The sequence below is a fragment of the Sphingobium sp. genome (assembly GCF_035511395.1).
GTDB lineage: Bacteria > Pseudomonadota > Alphaproteobacteria > Sphingomonadales > Sphingomonadaceae > Sphingobium.
Genome location: NZ_DATKFP010000066.1, coordinates 1 through 15773, shown reverse-complemented (window position 1 = coordinate 15773; position 15773 = coordinate 1). Strand labels below are relative to the sequence as shown.

The following is a 15773-nucleotide window of genomic DNA, read 5'->3' as shown; positions in this document are numbered from 1 at the left end:
CGCACCGTTTAGGAATATCTGCCATGAAGTCTCTTGAAACCGCCGACACAGATGCGCGTCAGCCACAGCCCGAAAAGGGCGGGGCGTTCGACGCGATCATCGTCGGCGCGGGATTTTCGGGCATGTACATGCTCCACAAGCTGCGCGGGCAGGGCCTGTCCGCGATCGTGATCGAGGCGGGGTCCGGCGTTGGCGGGACATGGTATTGGAACCGCTATCCCGGCGCGCGCTGCGACGTGGAGAGCGTACAATATCAATATGGCTTTTCCGACGAGATCCAGCGCGGTTGGACATGGTCGGAACGCTATGCCGGCCAGGCCGAAATCAATCGGTATCAAAATTATGTCGCCGACAGGCTCGACCTTCGGCGCGACATACGGTTCGACACGCGCGTGACGTCGGCTTCGTTCGATGAGGCGAGCGGTCGCTGGACGGTCGAAACGGATCACGGAGACCGGCTGGACGCGCAATACTGCATTCTGGCGACGGGCAATCTTTCGGTGCCGCGCATCCCGGAATTTGTGGGGCTGGAGGAATATCAGGGCGAAACCTATCATACGCACGACTGGCCGGCGAAGGCCGTGGACTTTGCCGGCAAGCGGGTCGCGGTGATCGGGACCGGATCGTCGGGTGCCCAGGTCATACCGGAACTGGGGGCGCAATCGGGCCATCTGACCGTATTCCAGCGCACGGCCAATTATTGCATCGCGTCCTTCAACGGGCCTCTGGACCCGGCCTATGCTGATCAGGTGAAGGCCAGCTTCATGGAGGAGCGCAGGAAGGCCGAATATACGTTCGCGGGCCTGGCAACGCCCCTGGGCGCGGAGAGCGCGCTCGAATTGACGCCGGAAGAGGCGAATGCGCGGCTGGAGGCGCGCTGGCGTCGCGGCGGGCTGGAGATGCTCAATACCTTCTACGATGTGTTGCTGGACAAGAGGGCGAACGAGGTCGCGGCCGAATTCGTCAGGGCCAAGACGCGCGAGAAGCTCGACGACCCGGAACTGGCCGATGCGCTGATCCCCAAGGACTATCCGTTCGGCGCCAAGCGCCCCTGCCTTGACGCGGGCTATCTGGACACGTTCAAGCGACCCAACGTGCGGCTGGTCGATGTCAACAAGGCGCCGATCGAACGCATAACAACCGACGGCATCGTGGCAGGCGGCGCGCTTTACGAAGTCGACGCGATCGTGTTCGCGACCGGGTTCGACGCCATGACCGGCGCTGCGCTCAAGATCGACATCCGGGGCCGGGACGGCGTTTCGCTGCGGGATGAATGGGCGGTCGGGCCGCGCACCTATCTCGGCCTGATGGTGGCGGGCTTTCCCAACCTCTTCATCGTCATCGGTCCGGGCAGCCCATCGGTCCTGACCAACAATGTCGTGGCGATCGAACAGCATGTCGAATGGATTGCCGATTGCATCGGCGACATGAAGGCAGGCTGCGTCGATACAATCGAAGCGCGGCGCACTGCCCAGGACCAGTGGGTCGATCATGTCAACGAGGTGGCGTCGGCCACGCTGCTGCCGGACGCCAACAGCTGGTATCTGGGCGCCAATGTGCCCGGCAAGGCGCGGGTCTTCATGCCCTATCCCGGCGGTCTCGACGTCTACCGGCGCAAATGCGACCAGGTGCGGGCGGACGGCTATGAAGGCTTCACGCTGCGGTCCGGCCCGGTGGCGCGCGACGCCGCGATCGCGGCGGGGGCGTAAGTATCATGGGCCACCAACTCGATCCGCAGGTGGCGGAAGCGTTTGCCGCGATGCTGGCCGGCTCGCCGCCGCCGCCGCCGGTGCCCCGTGGCGACTGGCGGGCGCTGCGCGAGCAGTCCAACATGGGACTGACCGGCCTGATGGCTGGCGATATGCCCGAACAGGTCCAGCTGTCGGTTATCGAGCAGCCGAACGCCGACGGCGTGCCCGTCAGCATGCGCTGGTATCAGCGCGAAGGGAGCGCCCCCGGTTCGGCCATACTCTATTTCCACGGCGGGGGGATGATCGCCGGGACGGCGGAGATGTTCGATCGCGCGCTGGCGGGCTATGTCGCGGCGACCGGCGTGCCCATGCTGTCGGTGGATTATCGGCTGGCCCCCGAACATCCCCATCCCGCACAGTTGGACGACGGCATCACCGCGCTCCTGTGGCTGATCGACCATGCCGGGGGGCTTGGCGTCGATCCGGCCAGGATCGCGGTGATGGGGGACAGCGCGGGCGGCGGGTTGGCCGCGGCGTTGGCGGCGCTGGCGCGCGATCGCGGCATTGCGCTGGCGGCGCAGATCCTGATCTATCCCATGCTGGATGATCGGCGCACCGCCGATGAGCCGGGCATCGCGCCCTTCGCGGTCTGGACGGCCGATAATAATTGGACGGGCTGGCACGCGCTGGTGGGCGACCGGATCGGCGGTCCCGATGTTCCGGCGTCGGCGGCGCCCGCGCGGCAGGAGAATTTCGCGGGTCTCGCTCCGGCCTATATCGAGGTCGGCGACCTGGACATTTTCCGTGACGAGGACATCGCCTACGCGCTGGCGCTGTCCCGGGCCGGTGTGCCGATCGAACTCCATGTCCATAGCAGCGTGCCCCACGCTTTCGAACTGCTCGCCCCCGACGCGGATGTGACCAAACGCGCCATGGTCGACCGACAGCGGGTCATCTCCCAACTCTGACGCTCCCATCTTTTCAGAATGACAAGCAGGACCATGCGATGACCCCTTTCAAGAGCACCCCCATCAAGCATCCCGACATGCTGTACATCGATGGCGGCTGGACCAAGCCCTCCACGGCCGGGCGCATCGACGTGCTCGATAGTGCGAGCGAGGAAATATTTCTGTCCGTCGCGGAAGCGCAGGCGTCCGATGTCCAACTGGCCGTCGGGGCGGCGCGCAGGGCGTTCGATCAAGGGCCCTGGCCCCGGATGAGCCATGACGAGCGGGCCACCTATCTAGAAAAGATCGCCGCCGCCCTGCTTCACCGCTCCGATACGCTGGCCGACCATTGGAGCGCGGAAACGGGTGTCCTGCGGTCGATGTCGGCCTATTCCGGGGCCGGTCTAGCGCAGATTTTCAGCTATTATGCCGGGTTGGCGGCGACGTTTAGCTGGCAGGAACGGCATCGGGCGGAGGATGGCAAGCCCGCGTTGCTGGTGCGCGAACCAGTGGGCGTGGTCGCGGCGATCGTGCCGTGGAACGCGCCGGGGCTGCTCATGGCGTACAAGGTTGCGCCTGCGCTGATCGCGGGATGCACGGTGATCGTCAAGGCGTCGCCGGAGGCGCCGAGCGCAGCTTATGTCTTCGCTGAAATCTGCGAGGAGATCGGCCTGCCGGCCGGCGTGGTCAACGTCATCACCGCGCAGCGCGACGTCTCCGAACTGCTGGTGCGTCACAAGGGCGTGGACAAGGTGACCTTCACCGGGTCGACCGCCGCCGGGCGCAAGATCGGCGCCATATGCGGCGAGCGTATCGCCCGCTGCACGCTGGAATTGGGTGGCAAGTCGCCGGCGATCATCCTGGACGATTTTGACATAGATCAGGCGGCGCAGTCGCTCGCGGCATCGACCGCGCTGATGGGCGGGCAGGTCTGTGCGGCGCTGACCCGGATCATCATTCCGCAAAAGCGGCATGACGCTTTCGTGGACGCGCTGTCGGCGGCGATGGAGCAGGTCAAGGTCGGCGATCCCTTTGCCGATGACAGCCAGATGGGGCCGATGTCGTCGGCATCCCATCGCGACCGCGTCGAGCAATATATCGCCAAGGGAAAAGCTTCGCCCGCCCGCCTCGCGCTCGGCGGCGGCCGCCCGCGCGACCTCAATCGCGGCTATTATGTCGAGCCGACCGTCTTTGCCGATGTGGACAATGACCTGGTGATCGCGCGCGAGGAGATTTTCGGCCCGGTCGTATGCGTCATCCCGTCGGCCGACGAAGAACAGGCGGTCGATATTGCCAATGATTCGGATTTCGGCCTGAACGCGAGCATCTTCACCAACGACGCGGAGCGCGCCTACCGCGTCGGCCGCCGCCTGCGGACCGGCACGGTCGGGGTGAACGCGTTCAAGTTCGATTTCAGCATCGGCTTCGGCGGTTTCAAGCAGTCGGGCGTCGGCCGCGAAGGTGGGCCGGACGGCGTGCTGCCATTCCTGGAGGCCAAGACCATGTTGTTCGACACTATGCCCGCCTCCGTCTGAGGACCGGCATCGCATCACGAAAAGCCGCCCCGGCAAGAGGGCGGCAGCAGGAAAGGAAGTCAAGTGCCCGAACGGGGATTGCAAGGGACCGTCTCGCTCGTCACGGGCGCGTTGGGTGGGATAGGTCGGGCGACCTGTGACGCGCTCGCGCAGGCGGGTTCGACGGTGATTGGCACCGATCTTGCCGCCGATCCGGGGGATTTCGCGGCGGGTGCCTATCGCCGGCTGGACGTGACGGATGAGGGGGGGTGGCGCTCGATTATCGAGGATGTCGGGCGGGACCATGGCCGTCTCGACAATCTGATCCAATGCGCAGGGGTGGAGATGATAGCCGCGATCGCCACAACCCAACCGTCCGAGTTTCGCAAATGCATGGATATCAACGTCAATGGCGGTTTCCTGGGCCTTCAAGCCGCCCAGCCGCTGCTCGCCAGCAGTGGCGCGCGGCGCAAGGGCGGTTCCTCGGTTATCTTCCTGTCGTCCGTCGGTGGGTTGCGCGGCGCGCCGCTCATGTCGGCCTATTGCAGCAGCAAGGGTGCGGTCACGCTGCTGGCCAAGAGCGCCGCAGTCGAGTTCGGTGCGCTGGACCTGCCGATCCGGGTCAACAGCGTTCATCCGGGCTGTATCGACACAGGCATGATGGACCGCATCTATGACCACGTCGTTGCAGAGGGCGCATTTCCAGACGAGGAGGCTGCACGCAGCCTCTACGCCTCTAGGCATCCGATCGGGCGAATGGGTGATCCGGAAGAGGTCGCCGACGCCATCCTGTTCTTATGCAGCAGCGAAGCGAGTTTCATGACCGGATCGGAGATCGTGATCGATGGCGGTCTGACCGCCGGGTAGTCTTTCACGTCTATATGTGAAGTAATCGATCGAACATAGGCGATCACAACAAATACAAAATATATAGAGGGGATATTTCATGTCTTTTGCGGTTCATCGTTTTATGATGTCGGCCAGCCTGGTTTCGCTGGTGGTGTCCGGGTCGGTCGGCTTGGCCGTCGCCCAGGATCAGGGCGCGGCCCCAGCCACGGGCGGTCTCACCGACATTATCGTGACGGCGCGCAAGCGCACGGAAAGCGCGCAGACGGTGCCGGTGGCGATCGCCGCGATCGGGGCGGAAACGGTCGTGCAGCGCGATCTTACCAGCCTGGAGCGGATTGCCGCTGCGACCCCGTCGCTCACCGTAGGCCGGGCCGCAACCGGGTCCGGCGCGCAGATCACGATGCGGGGGGTCGGTTCGTCGTCCACGTCCATCGGCATCGAACAATCGGTGGCGACCGTTGTCGATGGCGTCTATTACGGTCAGGGACGCACTATTAACGAAGGCTTTTTCGATCTTGCCCGCGTTGAAATTCTCAAGGGTCCTCAGGCCCTGTTCTTCGGCAAGAACGCGACCGCTGGCCTCATTTCTATCACTACCGCCGACCCGACTGACAAGACCGAGATCATCGCGCGTGCCGGCTATGAGTTCAAGGCGCAGCAGATCCAGGGAGAACTGATCGGATCGACGCCTGTGACGGATACGCTGGGCCTTCGCGTGGCCGTTCGCGGGTCTAAAATGTATGGAGGATATTATAAGAACGTCGCGGCGCCGTTCGCCTTCGCCTTCTTTCCCAATCACGTAGCAGGGCCTGCGGACGCCGACGCACCGGGGGAGCGGGAACTGCTTGGCCGGATCACGCTGAAGTGGGAGCCGACATCCGACATCACCAATACGGTGAAGCTCTCGGGCACCTATAGCAAGGTCAACAATCCCGGTTGGAACAACGTCGTGGTCGGCTGCCCCAGCGGTTTTGGCCAATTGAGCGGGCGCAGATGCGATCGCGACTTCGTCACGCACATGAACAATCTGCCTGCTGATATCGCACCTTCCATTCCCTATGCTGAAAAGGACGGCGCGCTTTACAACCGCTATAAATCCTATGCTGCCACCAACAGCTTTGCCTGGAACCTGGACGACGTAACGCTCACCAACGTCACGAACTATAATTGGAACAACAATCGATACCAAGTGTCGGCCGATGTCCAATCTAATCCGCTCGGCGGCATCTGGACCACTGAAAATACCAGCTACCATGCGTTTTCCAACGAGTTGCGGGTTCAGACGCAATACGATGGTTCTGTCAACCTGATGGCCGGTGGATTGTACCTGAAAACCAAACGCGATTATGCCCAGTATAACGTCATCGCCAACGTGGAAGATGCGTCCCAGCCACTATCGACACGCTATCTCACCAACTATAAAATCTCCTATACAGATGGAGAAACACTGGCCGGGTTCGGTCAGGTCACCTGGAAGATCGTTCCGAATTTCGAACTGGCAGGTGGCGTTCGTTACACGCATGAGACCAAGGACAGTTATTTTACCCAGCCTTACGCGACCGCTCTGGTCCCGATCTTCCGTCCGCAGAACTCGCCAGACGGGCTTGGCGTGGTCACCTCCAACCAGACATTCAACGACTGGTCGCCCGAATTCACGGCGAGTTGGAAGCCCGTGGAAGATGTCATGGTCTATGCGGCTTACAAGACCAATTACAAGTCCGGCGGCTTTTCGAACGGCGGCATCAACAGTGTCCTGTCACCGAACCCGCAAGCCGATTTCGAATTCGGACCGGAGAAGGCGCGGGGATTTGAGGTTGGCTTGAAGTCGACGGTTCTCGACCGGCAACTGCGACTGAACATCAGTGCATATTCCTACAAATATGCGGGCTTCCAGGTCGACTATTTCAACTCAGCGGTATTCGCCTATCAGACCCTGACTGCGGATGCACGGACCAAGGGCGTCGATCTGGACTTCGAATATGCGCCGCGCTCGGCGTCGGGTCTCAATGTCCATGGCTCGGTGAGTTATAACGACGCGAAGTACACGGACTTCTTTGGCCCCTGCTATACGGGGCAGAGACCGGCCGAAGGTTGCACCTTCGCGAATTCCGCCGGAACGCTGCCAACCGGCGCGCAGGTCGCATCTTTTCAGAACCTGGCCGGCAAACCACTGTCGGTCGCGCCGCATTGGGCCGGGGCGCTGGGCATTGGATATGAGACCGCGGTCGGAAACGGTAACCTGATCGGCGCCTCCGTCGATGGCCGTTACTCGAGCAGCTATTTGGGTTCCGCCTTCGGCCAGCCGGATTCTCGGCAGGGGGCCTATGCGACGCTTGACGCTTCGGTGCGGTTCGGTCCGGAAGATGGGCGCTGGGAACTGGCGGTCATCGGCAAGAACCTGACGAACCACTTTTATTTCCTGAACGCCTTTGACGGGGCGTCGACCGGAAGCGGCACGGGGACCGCGACGGGCGTTCGTGCCGATCAAATCGGGTCCGGTGCCCTGCCGCGCACGGTCCAGGTCAGGGTGTCCACTCGATTCTGAATCGTGAACTTATAGTGGGGTCGGGAGGCGGCGGATGATTGAATCCGCCCCGGTCCTGTCACTACGATCAGAGAGGATTTACTGATGGTTATTGATGATGAACGGGCCATCGTTGCAGTGGCGTTGCGATATGCACGGAGTATCGACACTCAAGATCCGGAGGCATTTATGTCATGCTTCACGCCTGATGCGGCTTACGGACTTCCCAAGCTTCGCCAGACCTCCGGCATCACTCTTGACGAGGTCATGCCGTTCCTAACCAACTTGTTTAGTGCCACGCAGCATGTGACGACGAATTTTGAAGTGCAGATCGCTGAGGACCAGGCTACGATGCGGTCACTCTACGTGGCCACGCACGTCTGGCGAAAGAAGCTTCCGGACCCTCTGTTTGTGATGGGCGGCTATTATGATGATGCCTTGGTGCGGACCGATGACGGCTGGCGCATTCGGGACCGTTTGCTCATCAACAGCTGGGTAACCGGGGACCGCGATGCGATTAAGGCGGCGGGCATGTCCGAACTGCTGGAGTAGCCTGCTCTTTTTGAAATCTCTTTTGCGCCCTTATGCAATCTGACGTTTTGCGTTAGGCAGAAATGATGGACAGTGAAATAGAGGATTTCGGGGGTATGTCGCCCAAGGCGCACCCCCAGCGACGCCAGGCGAAGCAGGACAGGTCGACCCTTCGGCAGAAGCGAATTACCGAGGGCGCTATCCTTACGATCTCGCGATACGGCATGGGGGGTGTCACACATCGCCGGGTTGCTAACGAAGCCCATGTCTCGCTGGCCGCCACGACTTATTATTATCAGACGAAAAGCGACATCATCGCGGATGCCTCGCGAACCTTGCTTGCGCGCTATGTCGACGCCTTCCGCCGGTACTCGGCCAAGCCGACCGATCCCGAAAAGCATTTTTCGTTTCGCGACTTCGCGCTCAAGCTGGTTTTCAATGCGGCTGGCAAGCATAATGTCGAAACTATCGCCTGGTGCGAGATATTGGTGAATGCAGCGCGCCAGGAGGATATGCGTGAACTGGCGCGGGCCTGGTTCGCCACCCTCAACGAGCTGTGGCTGGAAATCGCCCTGCTGTTCGACGTTGAGGATCGGGAGCGGGCGGTCTTGTCGGCGATCGATACGGTTATCGGGCTGATCTTCATCCTCATCCCCCTAGACCTGTCGGAAAAAAACATGCGGGCCGTCCTCTTAACCGGTTCGATGGATTCGGCGGAGTGGTCAGCCGCTTGCGATCCATCGCCACCGGTCAATGGCGGTAAAAAGTCGGAGGAGACGCGCGAGCGCATACTGACCGCTGCGGCCGAACTGATTGTGGAGGGCGGATTGGAGGCGCTGACGTTCCGCAATGTGTCGGAGCGGGCGGGCCTGACCGCTGCGGCGCCGACCTATTATTTTTCGACCATTTCCTCTTTGTTCAACGCCGGGCAGGCGCGACTGTTCGACATGACCCGGCATCGCTATCGCGGGGACGCGGGCATTGGCGACAACGCATCGCTTGACGCTGAACATCTGATCGATCTGCTGACGACGGTGTTCCTTCGCGAGGCCACCGAGTTTCGCGACCTCAGCTTGGCGTGTTACCCGGTCTATGTGCAGGCTCAGCGCGACGAGACCCTTCGTCCTGGCTTATGGGCGCTAAACAGCGAGAACATCGAGCGGTGGGCGAACCTGCTGTCAACCGTCGCGCCCGATGCCACACCATTCGACCGATGGATGCTGTATGCCGCATTCGTCGGCAAGCTGATCCGCGTTCTAACGACCGCGCCGCACACCCGAGCGCTTGCCCGCATTCGCAGCGAATTTGCCTATGAAGTGGACACGCTAATCGACAAGAGCCGCTGGAGTCAGGAGCCCGGCAGTCCTTGCTGACAGACCGTCAGGCGGGCAGGCCGGCTTCACCTCATCCGCGCGACCTGCCGCAAAGCCTCGTGAAGATTGTGAAAGCTATTGAACAGCACACGACCATCGGACGCGGTCAGGAATATACGCGATCCGTCCGCCGCCAGACGGGCGTGATGCGCCACCGCCGCCGCCGGGCTGGCATCGTCTAGCGACCCGATGACCTCTATCCCCTTGCGCCGCACCCGCTCGACCGCCCCGTCTAGCTTAGCCAGGACGTCGGGATGGGTGCGATCCCCGTTGCACCCCATAGCGACCGAGAGGTCATGAGTGCCGAACATAATCCCGTCGACGCCGGGCACTTCAACGATCGCGGGCAGATCGTCCATCGCCTCTGGACTTTCAAGCAATAGCCAGACCAGGATGCCATCATTGGAGCGATCGGCATAGGAGGCCCAGTCAGGAGAACTGTAGGCAGTCGCCCGGGTGATCGGGCACGCCCCGCGCGCGCCATCGGGAAAGGCGCCGGTACGGTATTTCGTGGCCGCGACGATGGCGCTGGCATGGGATGCGGAGCCGACCTGTGGCACCAGTAGTCCTGTCGCGCCGGCATCGAGATAACGTCCCAGTTCGCTCAATCCGCCCGGGCCGGTCACAGGCACGCGAACCACCGGCATGACGCCTGCCGCTTGCGCCGCGCGAATCAAAGAAACGACGTGATCGAAGCCGAACGGGCCATGTTCGCCATCGATCAGCACGAAGTCCAGTCCGACCGCCCCGGCGATTTCGACCACCGCTGCGCCGCCGGTCTGGACCCAGATGCCGACCGCATCCTCGCCCTTGTCCAGCCGCGCCCGGATTTGATGCGTTTTATGTCGCATTGCTTATCTCCTAAACAGCCCGACCAAGGTTAACGTGCCGGCATCTGATGAAGTCGTATCGGTCGAGATCGATGAGCAGTCGGCCTTAATCATGAAAGACAACGCTTTCTTCTATCGCTACTCTGTCTATCCGATATTTATTGGCCGCGGCGCTCCAGTCGGGATATCCAAAAGAGATGCCAAAGAGCAGTTTGAAGGCCGGGTCGATCCCCAAAACGTCCCGGATCGTGCCAGCATACATGCCCAGAAGGGTTTGTGGCACGCCGCCAAGGCCATGGGCAGCCAATGACAGCAGCAATGTCTGGCCATACATCCCGATGTCCGCCGCGACACGGACATTGTCGCCGAATTCCGGCATGAACAGAAATGCTGCATGCGGCGCGTCGAAGAAGCACAGGTTGCGCAATGACGCAGCCTTGCGCTCTCTCAGTGCTTCGCGCGGGACACCAAGGGCGTGGTAATAGGCCGCACCCTGGGCCCGCAGCCTCTCTCCGTAAACGCCGTGCACGTCCTCCTTGCGGAATGAGAAATCCGGCGTCAGCTCGCCTCTCGCGTCCGCCGCCAACATCGCGCCGCTCACGGCGTCGCGGCTGCCCTTCGACACGATATGGACCAGCCATGGCTGCGTATTGCAGTTGGACGGGGCAAATTGCGCATCCTGGAGAACCGAGGAGAGGATGTCCCTGGGCACAGGATCGGGTAGAAAAGCCCGGACGGACTGCCTTGTCCGGAAAAGGTTGCTGAACGAACCTGTCTCGGATACCCATGCACCACTATCGTCCATATCATTATCTCTGATCTAGATTAGCTTTTGACGGAAGGCGCGTCGGGCCCCCTAGCAGCGCCGCTGGCGAGGATCCGAGCCGCCCAGCAAAACAAGGACGCGGCCAGCACATAGAGGCTCAGCCCATAAAGGATGGAATATTGCAGCGCCGCTTCGCCATAGCGCGCGGTCATCCAGTCGGACATCATGCCAAGGAAGAAGATGCCAAAGCCCATACCGGTCAGGCTGACGACGAACAGGAACACAGATGACCCCACGGCCCTCATGGATGACGGGACGATATGCTGCACGCCGGCCGTCACTGGACCAAGCCACGCCATGGTAAGCATCTGCCCCAACGCGAACAGCATCCAGCTGAGCGGGAGCGAGGGCGCGAAAAGCGCAGCGGCGATCGTCGGGATTGCGAGTGTGAAGGCCACCGCCGGAAGGAGTGCGAAGCCGCCGGGCAGTGTCTTGGCGAGATGGTCGCCAATCCGTCCCCCAAGCCAAATGCCGGCCACACCACCCACGAGGATGATCGTTCCATAATACCAGCTCACTTCAGCAACGCCCAAGTGAAACGTCCGTCCGAAAAAGCTTGGCATCCAAAACAGCAATCCATAATTGAGAGCGGAAGCAGAAGCCCCGCCGAGCGACAGCAGCCAGAAACCGGGAAGCTTGAGAAGATGCCGCGCCACCTCGGCCAGGGGCGGCGCGCCTTCCCGTGCGGCCGACGCATCGTGGGCACGCTCGAAGCCGCCCCTTGGCGGCTCCTTCACGATCAGCTTGACCAGGACCGCAATCGGCAGGCCCGCTAAGCCGACGATGAGGAAGGCGGCGCGCCAATCGAGATGGTCGGCGATCCAGCCGCCGAAAAACACGCCAAGCGCGGACCCGACAGGCACGCCCAGTGAAAACAGCGCCATGGCGCTCGCGCGCCGTTCGCTCGGGAATAGGTCTGCAATCAGGGCGTAGGATGGCGCGACGCCCCCGGCCTCACCGACGCCAACCCCCATCCTAGTAAAAAACAGCTGCCAGAAGTTCTGGGCCAGCCCGCAAAACGCGGTGAAGAGGCTCCACAAGGCTACGGAAACGGCGATGATGTTTACGCGCTTGGTGCGATCCGCCAGCCAGGCGATCGGAATGGCCATGGTCGTGTAGAAAATCGCGAAGGCGATACCGCCCATCAACCCAAGCTCCCGATCGGTTAGAGCAAGATCCTGCTTGATGGGCAAGGCGAGGACGCTGATGATCTGGCGATCGATGAAATTGAAGATATAGGCGACCAGCAGGATCACGACCCCAGCGGTGGTGCCGCGGGATTGTTTGTGGGGGGATGGCGTTTGCCCGGCGTTCCTGTCCAAGTACAAAACCTCTCACTCGGGCGCACTTACGCCTTCTTCTTGACTGGCAGCGGACAAGAGTGCGTGCTCTAGCGCCGCGCCGCAGGCGCTCTTGCACCACAGCTATCCTTGTCCACCCTGCCATCGACCATGTCAAATGATATCGCATGTTTTATGTTTTAGTACCACGAACTAGGGTGCGTAGTGCGCCCTTCTGCAACAATCCGCCCAGAATGCCCAGCAACCCACGGTGTCCAACGGAAAAAGTGATGCTGAGCTAAAATTTCGAATAATGTACTGCCAATCGTGAGGTCCCGGCGGGCGGTTTACGGGAAGACGTACTTCCGCAAAAAGATATCCGTAAAAATCGTTTTGACAATATGTACCAGATAAGGCATGGTATGCCCCACCTCGAAGCCGTTTGCGGCGCGCTGGCGCATGTGACGGCATAGTCGCCTGGGCCTGAGGGCAAAATCGAGGAGCGGAGAGGCAAGGAAATGAACCATAGATATGTGTTGGCCTCGCCTTTGGAGCCGTTTGGGCCATTGGCGGTCGAAACGGCTGCCACTACGCCTTCCCTTGATGTCCTCTCCGACGGTGTCAGCGCGTCCAGCCGTGGAAGGTCGCTCCGTCGGAAGAATGTGCAGCCGACATCCTCGGGGCGGCCATCGGGCGACGATAATGGCCTGAGCTCAAGTGGCGGGTACTCGGCGCTAGCTCTTGTCCGCTCGGTACAGCATCCAGCTTTCGTTCAATAAAAGAGAGAGAAACATGTCTGTCCTTCTTACGGAAGTCCGTGGCCATGTCGGGATAATGACCCTGAACCGGCCCGAACGTCACAACGCCATGGACGCGGAGATGTTCGTGAAGATGGCTGAGGCCTGGGAGGCCTGGGCTGCGGACACTAATGTCCGCAGCGTGGTGATAACGGGGGCAGGGGACAAGGCTTTCTCCGCCGGCGGCGACGTCAAGTCGCTGATACCGGTGCTGACCCGCAAGCGCGCGCCGCAGAACGACTATGAGCAAATTCTGCTCGACACCCATCCCCGGGTGCGGGACGTCGCCATGCTGCGGACCTTCTTCCCCAAGCCGGTAATTGCGGCAATCAACGGCTATTGCGTAGCGGGCGGTACCGAGGTCATCGAGGGTACCGACATCCGCGTCTGCACGGAGAGCGCGACGTTCGGACTGCCGGAAGTCAAATTGTCGATCCTGCCGGCCGGTGGCTCGCTGGTGCGGCTGACGCGGCAGATCCCGCATTGCCGGGCGATGGAAATGGTCCTTACAGGGCAGCCGATCACTGCCGCGCAGGCGCTCGAATATGGCTTCGTCAACTATGTCACTTCGCGCGAGGCGCTGATGGACAAGGCCCTGGAGATCGCCGAGCAGATCGGTGCAAACGGGCCGCTCGCTGTCGCGGCCGCTAAGCGCGTGATGGTCGAGAGTTCGGGCTTGCAGTTCCACGAGGCCTATCTCCTGGAGGACCGCGCATGGGACGACGTCGCGCAATCGCAGGACGCAAAAGAAGGGCCGCTGGCCTTCGCTGAAAAGCGCCCCCCCGTTTACACTGGAAGGTGATGATCGAATGAGTGGCTTGTCGGACAAATCCTGCATCGTCGGGATCGGACAGACAGAATATACCAGGGGCACCGAGAAATCGGAGTTGCGTCTGTTGCTTGAGGCGATAGGTAACGCGCTTGACGATTGCGGCCTTGATGCGAAGGATATCGACGGCATTGTCGGGCCGCCGGTTGCCGCCACCGCCGAGCAGCTTGCGGCGCATCTGGGGATCGACAATCTGCGTTATGCCTCGACGGTGCTGATGGGCGGAGCCAGCCCGGTCGTCGCCCTTCAGACCGCCGCCATGGCGGTGGCTGTCGGCGTTGCGCAATGCGTTCTCGTGCCGATGGGCTGGAACGGCTATACTGATCGCCGGATCAGCAAGGTCGGGACCGACATCAAAGCGATCGCCGGGTCTCTCGGCTCCTATTATATTCCCCACGGCGCGGTCTCGCCGGTGCAATGGTATGCTTGGCTGGCGACACGCCACATGGCTGTCTATGGCACCGACCAGGATGCGCTGGCCGAAGTGGCGCTCACCAGCCGCAGCCACGCCCAGCTCAATCCCGCCGCGCTCATGCACGGACGTCCACTGACGCGGGAGCAATATGATGCGTCGCGGTGGATTTCCAAACCGTTTCGCATGTTTGATTGCTGCCTGGAAACAGATGGCGCCTGCGCGGTAATCATTTGTTCGCCAGAAAGGGCCAGGGATCTGCGCAAAAAGCCGGTGTTCATTTCCGGCGTGGCGGAAGGCCACCCTTACCCCGCCGACGATTTCTGTTCGCGCGCAGATATCTTCCGCATCGGCCTGTCGGACGCGGCCCCGCAGGCCTTCGCTCAGGCGGGGATCAGCCATGCCGATGTCGATTTTCTAGAGGTCTATGACTGCTTCTCGTTCGTCGCGCTGTTGCAGCTGGAGGCGATGGGCTTTTGCGACCGGGGCGAAGTTGGCGAGTTCGTGAAAGGCGGTCGCCTCCGGCTCGGTGGCGCGCTGCCGATGAACACCCATGGCGGCCTCCATTCCGAAGCCCATGTGTGGGGCATGAATCACGTGAACGAAGCGGTCAAGCAACTGCGGGGCGAAGCCGAAGGCCGCCAAGTGGCCGACGCGCATATCGGCGTCGTGACCGGCTGGGGTGATTTCGGTGACGGCGGCCTCGCCATCCTGCGGAGTGAATGACATGATCGATTCCATCACCTTCATCGCCCCCGCGCCTTCGAAGCTGGCCGACGAATTCTACAGTTTCGCGCAGGAGGGGAAACTCTGCATTCAGCAGTGCGCCGATTGTCAAACCTACCATCACATCCCTCGCGAACGTTGCGCCGATTGCGGTTCGTTTGACTTGGGATGGTCGCAAGTGTCGGGACTAGGCACGCTCTTTTCCTGGACCGAAACCAGCACGCCGCCGCTGCCGTCCTTGCAGAATGACGTGCCGTTCATCGTCGCGCTTATAGAGCTAAAGGAAGGGCCCCGCATGATCGGTCGGTTGGTCGGTGTCGCCAATGACGACCTTAAGGTCGGGCAGCCGCTCAAGGCGAGGATGGAGCGGCTCACCCCTGAATTTTCGCTGACGGTGTTCGAACCGGCCTGATCCCGGCTTTTCAGGAGAGACTCATGCCTTATTTCAAGACCGGCGCCGATCGGTCGCTCTATTATGAATATTATCCCGCGCCGGGACCGGTTGTGCTGCTGGTGCATGGTTGGGGCCTTAACACCCGCGCCTGGGACCCGACGATCGACATGCTGGTGGGCAAGGGGCACGCCGTTCTGGCGTTCGATCAGCGCGCCAGCGGCCAGTCCGACAAGGATTTCACCAGCGCTAG

14 protein-coding genes are annotated in these 15773 nt (G+C 61.6%); 11 read left to right on the top strand and 3 right to left on the bottom strand.

Annotated features, from left to right (window positions below):
• Positions 1–23 precede the first annotated feature (23 nt).
• The 7 genes from VMR39_RS03855 to VMR39_RS03825 all read left to right on the top strand — a co-directional run bounded on the left by VMR39_RS03855 (position 24) and on the right by VMR39_RS03825 (position 9429).
• Positions 24–1709: an NAD(P)/FAD-dependent oxidoreductase gene (locus VMR39_RS03855; protein ID WP_325414531.1), complete on the top strand. Its 1686-nt coding sequence runs from the start codon at positions 24–26 to the stop codon at positions 1707–1709.
• Positions 1710–1714: 5 nt separating this feature from the next.
• The gene (locus VMR39_RS03850) at positions 1715–2659 is read left to right on the top strand and encodes an alpha/beta hydrolase (RefSeq protein ID WP_325414530.1); all 945 of its coding nucleotides are present in this window, start codon (positions 1715–1717) and stop codon (positions 2657–2659) included.
• Positions 2660–2697: 38 nt separating this feature from the next.
• On the top strand, positions 2698–4173 hold the full coding sequence (locus tag VMR39_RS03845) for an aldehyde dehydrogenase (protein WP_325414529.1): 1476 nt from the start codon (positions 2698–2700) through the stop codon (positions 4171–4173).
• 63 nt (positions 4174–4236) lie between these two features.
• The gene (locus VMR39_RS03840; protein ID WP_325414527.1) at positions 4237–5019 is read left to right on the top strand and encodes an SDR family NAD(P)-dependent oxidoreductase; all 783 of its coding nucleotides are present in this window, start codon (positions 4237–4239) and stop codon (positions 5017–5019) included.
• Between the two features lie 79 nt (positions 5020–5098).
• Positions 5099–7546, top strand: a complete 2448-nt coding sequence (locus VMR39_RS03835; protein ID WP_325414524.1) for a TonB-dependent receptor — start codon at positions 5099–5101, stop codon at positions 7544–7546.
• A gap of 84 nt (positions 7547–7630) precedes the next feature.
• Positions 7631–8077: a nuclear transport factor 2 family protein gene (locus tag VMR39_RS03830; RefSeq protein WP_325414522.1), complete on the top strand. Its 447-nt coding sequence runs from the start codon at positions 7631–7633 to the stop codon at positions 8075–8077.
• Positions 8078–8568: 491 nt separating this feature from the next.
• Positions 8569–9429, top strand: a complete 861-nt coding sequence (locus VMR39_RS03825) for a TetR/AcrR family transcriptional regulator (RefSeq protein ID WP_325414520.1) — start codon at positions 8569–8571, stop codon at positions 9427–9429.
• A 26-nt stretch (positions 9430–9455) separates the two neighbouring features.
• Here VMR39_RS03825 and VMR39_RS03820 read toward each other — a convergent pair whose 3' ends face one another.
• From VMR39_RS03820 to VMR39_RS03810, 3 genes are all read right to left on the bottom strand, one after another.
• Positions 9456–10280, bottom strand: coding sequence for an HpcH/HpaI aldolase family protein (locus VMR39_RS03820; protein ID WP_325414516.1), 825 nt, complete (start codon positions 10278–10280; stop codon positions 9456–9458).
• Between the two features lie 85 nt (positions 10281–10365).
• Complete coding sequence (locus VMR39_RS03815; protein WP_325414514.1) at positions 10366–11064, bottom strand: nitroreductase; 699 nt, start codon at positions 11062–11064, stop codon at positions 10366–10368.
• 20 nt (positions 11065–11084) lie between these two features.
• Positions 11085–12341 carry an MFS transporter gene (locus VMR39_RS03810; protein WP_325414512.1) on the bottom strand — a complete coding sequence of 419 codons (1257 nt, stop codon included), beginning with the start codon at positions 12339–12341 and terminating at the stop codon, positions 11085–11087.
• Between the two features lie 816 nt (positions 12342–13157).
• Between VMR39_RS03810 and VMR39_RS03805 the strand changes: the two genes are divergently transcribed.
• The 4 genes from VMR39_RS03805 to VMR39_RS03790 form a co-directional block, all read left to right on the top strand.
• Positions 13158–13964: an enoyl-CoA hydratase-related protein gene (locus VMR39_RS03805; RefSeq protein ID WP_325414510.1), complete on the top strand. Its 807-nt coding sequence runs from the start codon at positions 13158–13160 to the stop codon at positions 13962–13964.
• A gap of 7 nt (positions 13965–13971) precedes the next feature.
• Complete coding sequence (locus VMR39_RS03800; RefSeq protein WP_325414508.1) at positions 13972–15129, top strand: thiolase C-terminal domain-containing protein; 1158 nt, start codon at positions 13972–13974, stop codon at positions 15127–15129.
• Position 15130: 1 nt separating this feature from the next.
• Positions 15131–15541, top strand: coding sequence for a Zn-ribbon domain-containing OB-fold protein (locus VMR39_RS03795; protein ID WP_325414506.1), 411 nt, complete (start codon positions 15131–15133; stop codon positions 15539–15541).
• A 23-nt stretch (positions 15542–15564) separates the two neighbouring features.
• Positions 15565–15773, top strand: a 209-nt coding sequence (locus tag VMR39_RS03790; protein ID WP_325414504.1) for an alpha/beta fold hydrolase, incomplete at its 3' end; no start/stop codon positions are given.

Coding starts and splice junctions, on each gene's coding strand:
- VMR39_RS03855 (WP_325414531.1), top strand. CDS start 24: ATGAAGTCTCTTGAAACCGCCGACACAGATGCGCGTCAGCCACAGCCC.
- VMR39_RS03795 (WP_325414506.1), top strand. CDS start 15,131: ATGATCGATTCCATCACCTTCATCGCCCCCGCGCCTTCGAAGCTGGCC.
- VMR39_RS03825 (WP_325414520.1), top strand. CDS start 8,569: ATGCGTGAACTGGCGCGGGCCTGGTTCGCCACCCTCAACGAGCTGTGG.
- VMR39_RS03850 (WP_325414530.1), top strand. CDS start 1,715: ATGGGCCACCAACTCGATCCGCAGGTGGCGGAAGCGTTTGCCGCGATG.
- VMR39_RS03800 (WP_325414508.1), top strand. CDS start 13,972: ATGAGTGGCTTGTCGGACAAATCCTGCATCGTCGGGATCGGACAGACA.
- VMR39_RS03815 (WP_325414514.1), bottom strand. CDS start 11,064: ATGGACGATAGTGGTGCATGGGTATCCGAGACAGGTTCGTTCAGCAAC.
- VMR39_RS03805 (WP_325414510.1), top strand. CDS start 13,158: ATGTCTGTCCTTCTTACGGAAGTCCGTGGCCATGTCGGGATAATGACC.
- VMR39_RS03835 (WP_325414524.1), top strand. CDS start 5,099: ATGTCTTTTGCGGTTCATCGTTTTATGATGTCGGCCAGCCTGGTTTCG.
- VMR39_RS03820 (WP_325414516.1), bottom strand. CDS start 10,280: ATGCGACATAAAACGCATCAAATCCGGGCGCGGCTGGACAAGGGCGAG.
- VMR39_RS03830 (WP_325414522.1), top strand. CDS start 7,631: ATGGTTATTGATGATGAACGGGCCATCGTTGCAGTGGCGTTGCGATAT.
- VMR39_RS03845 (WP_325414529.1), top strand. CDS start 2,698: ATGACCCCTTTCAAGAGCACCCCCATCAAGCATCCCGACATGCTGTAC.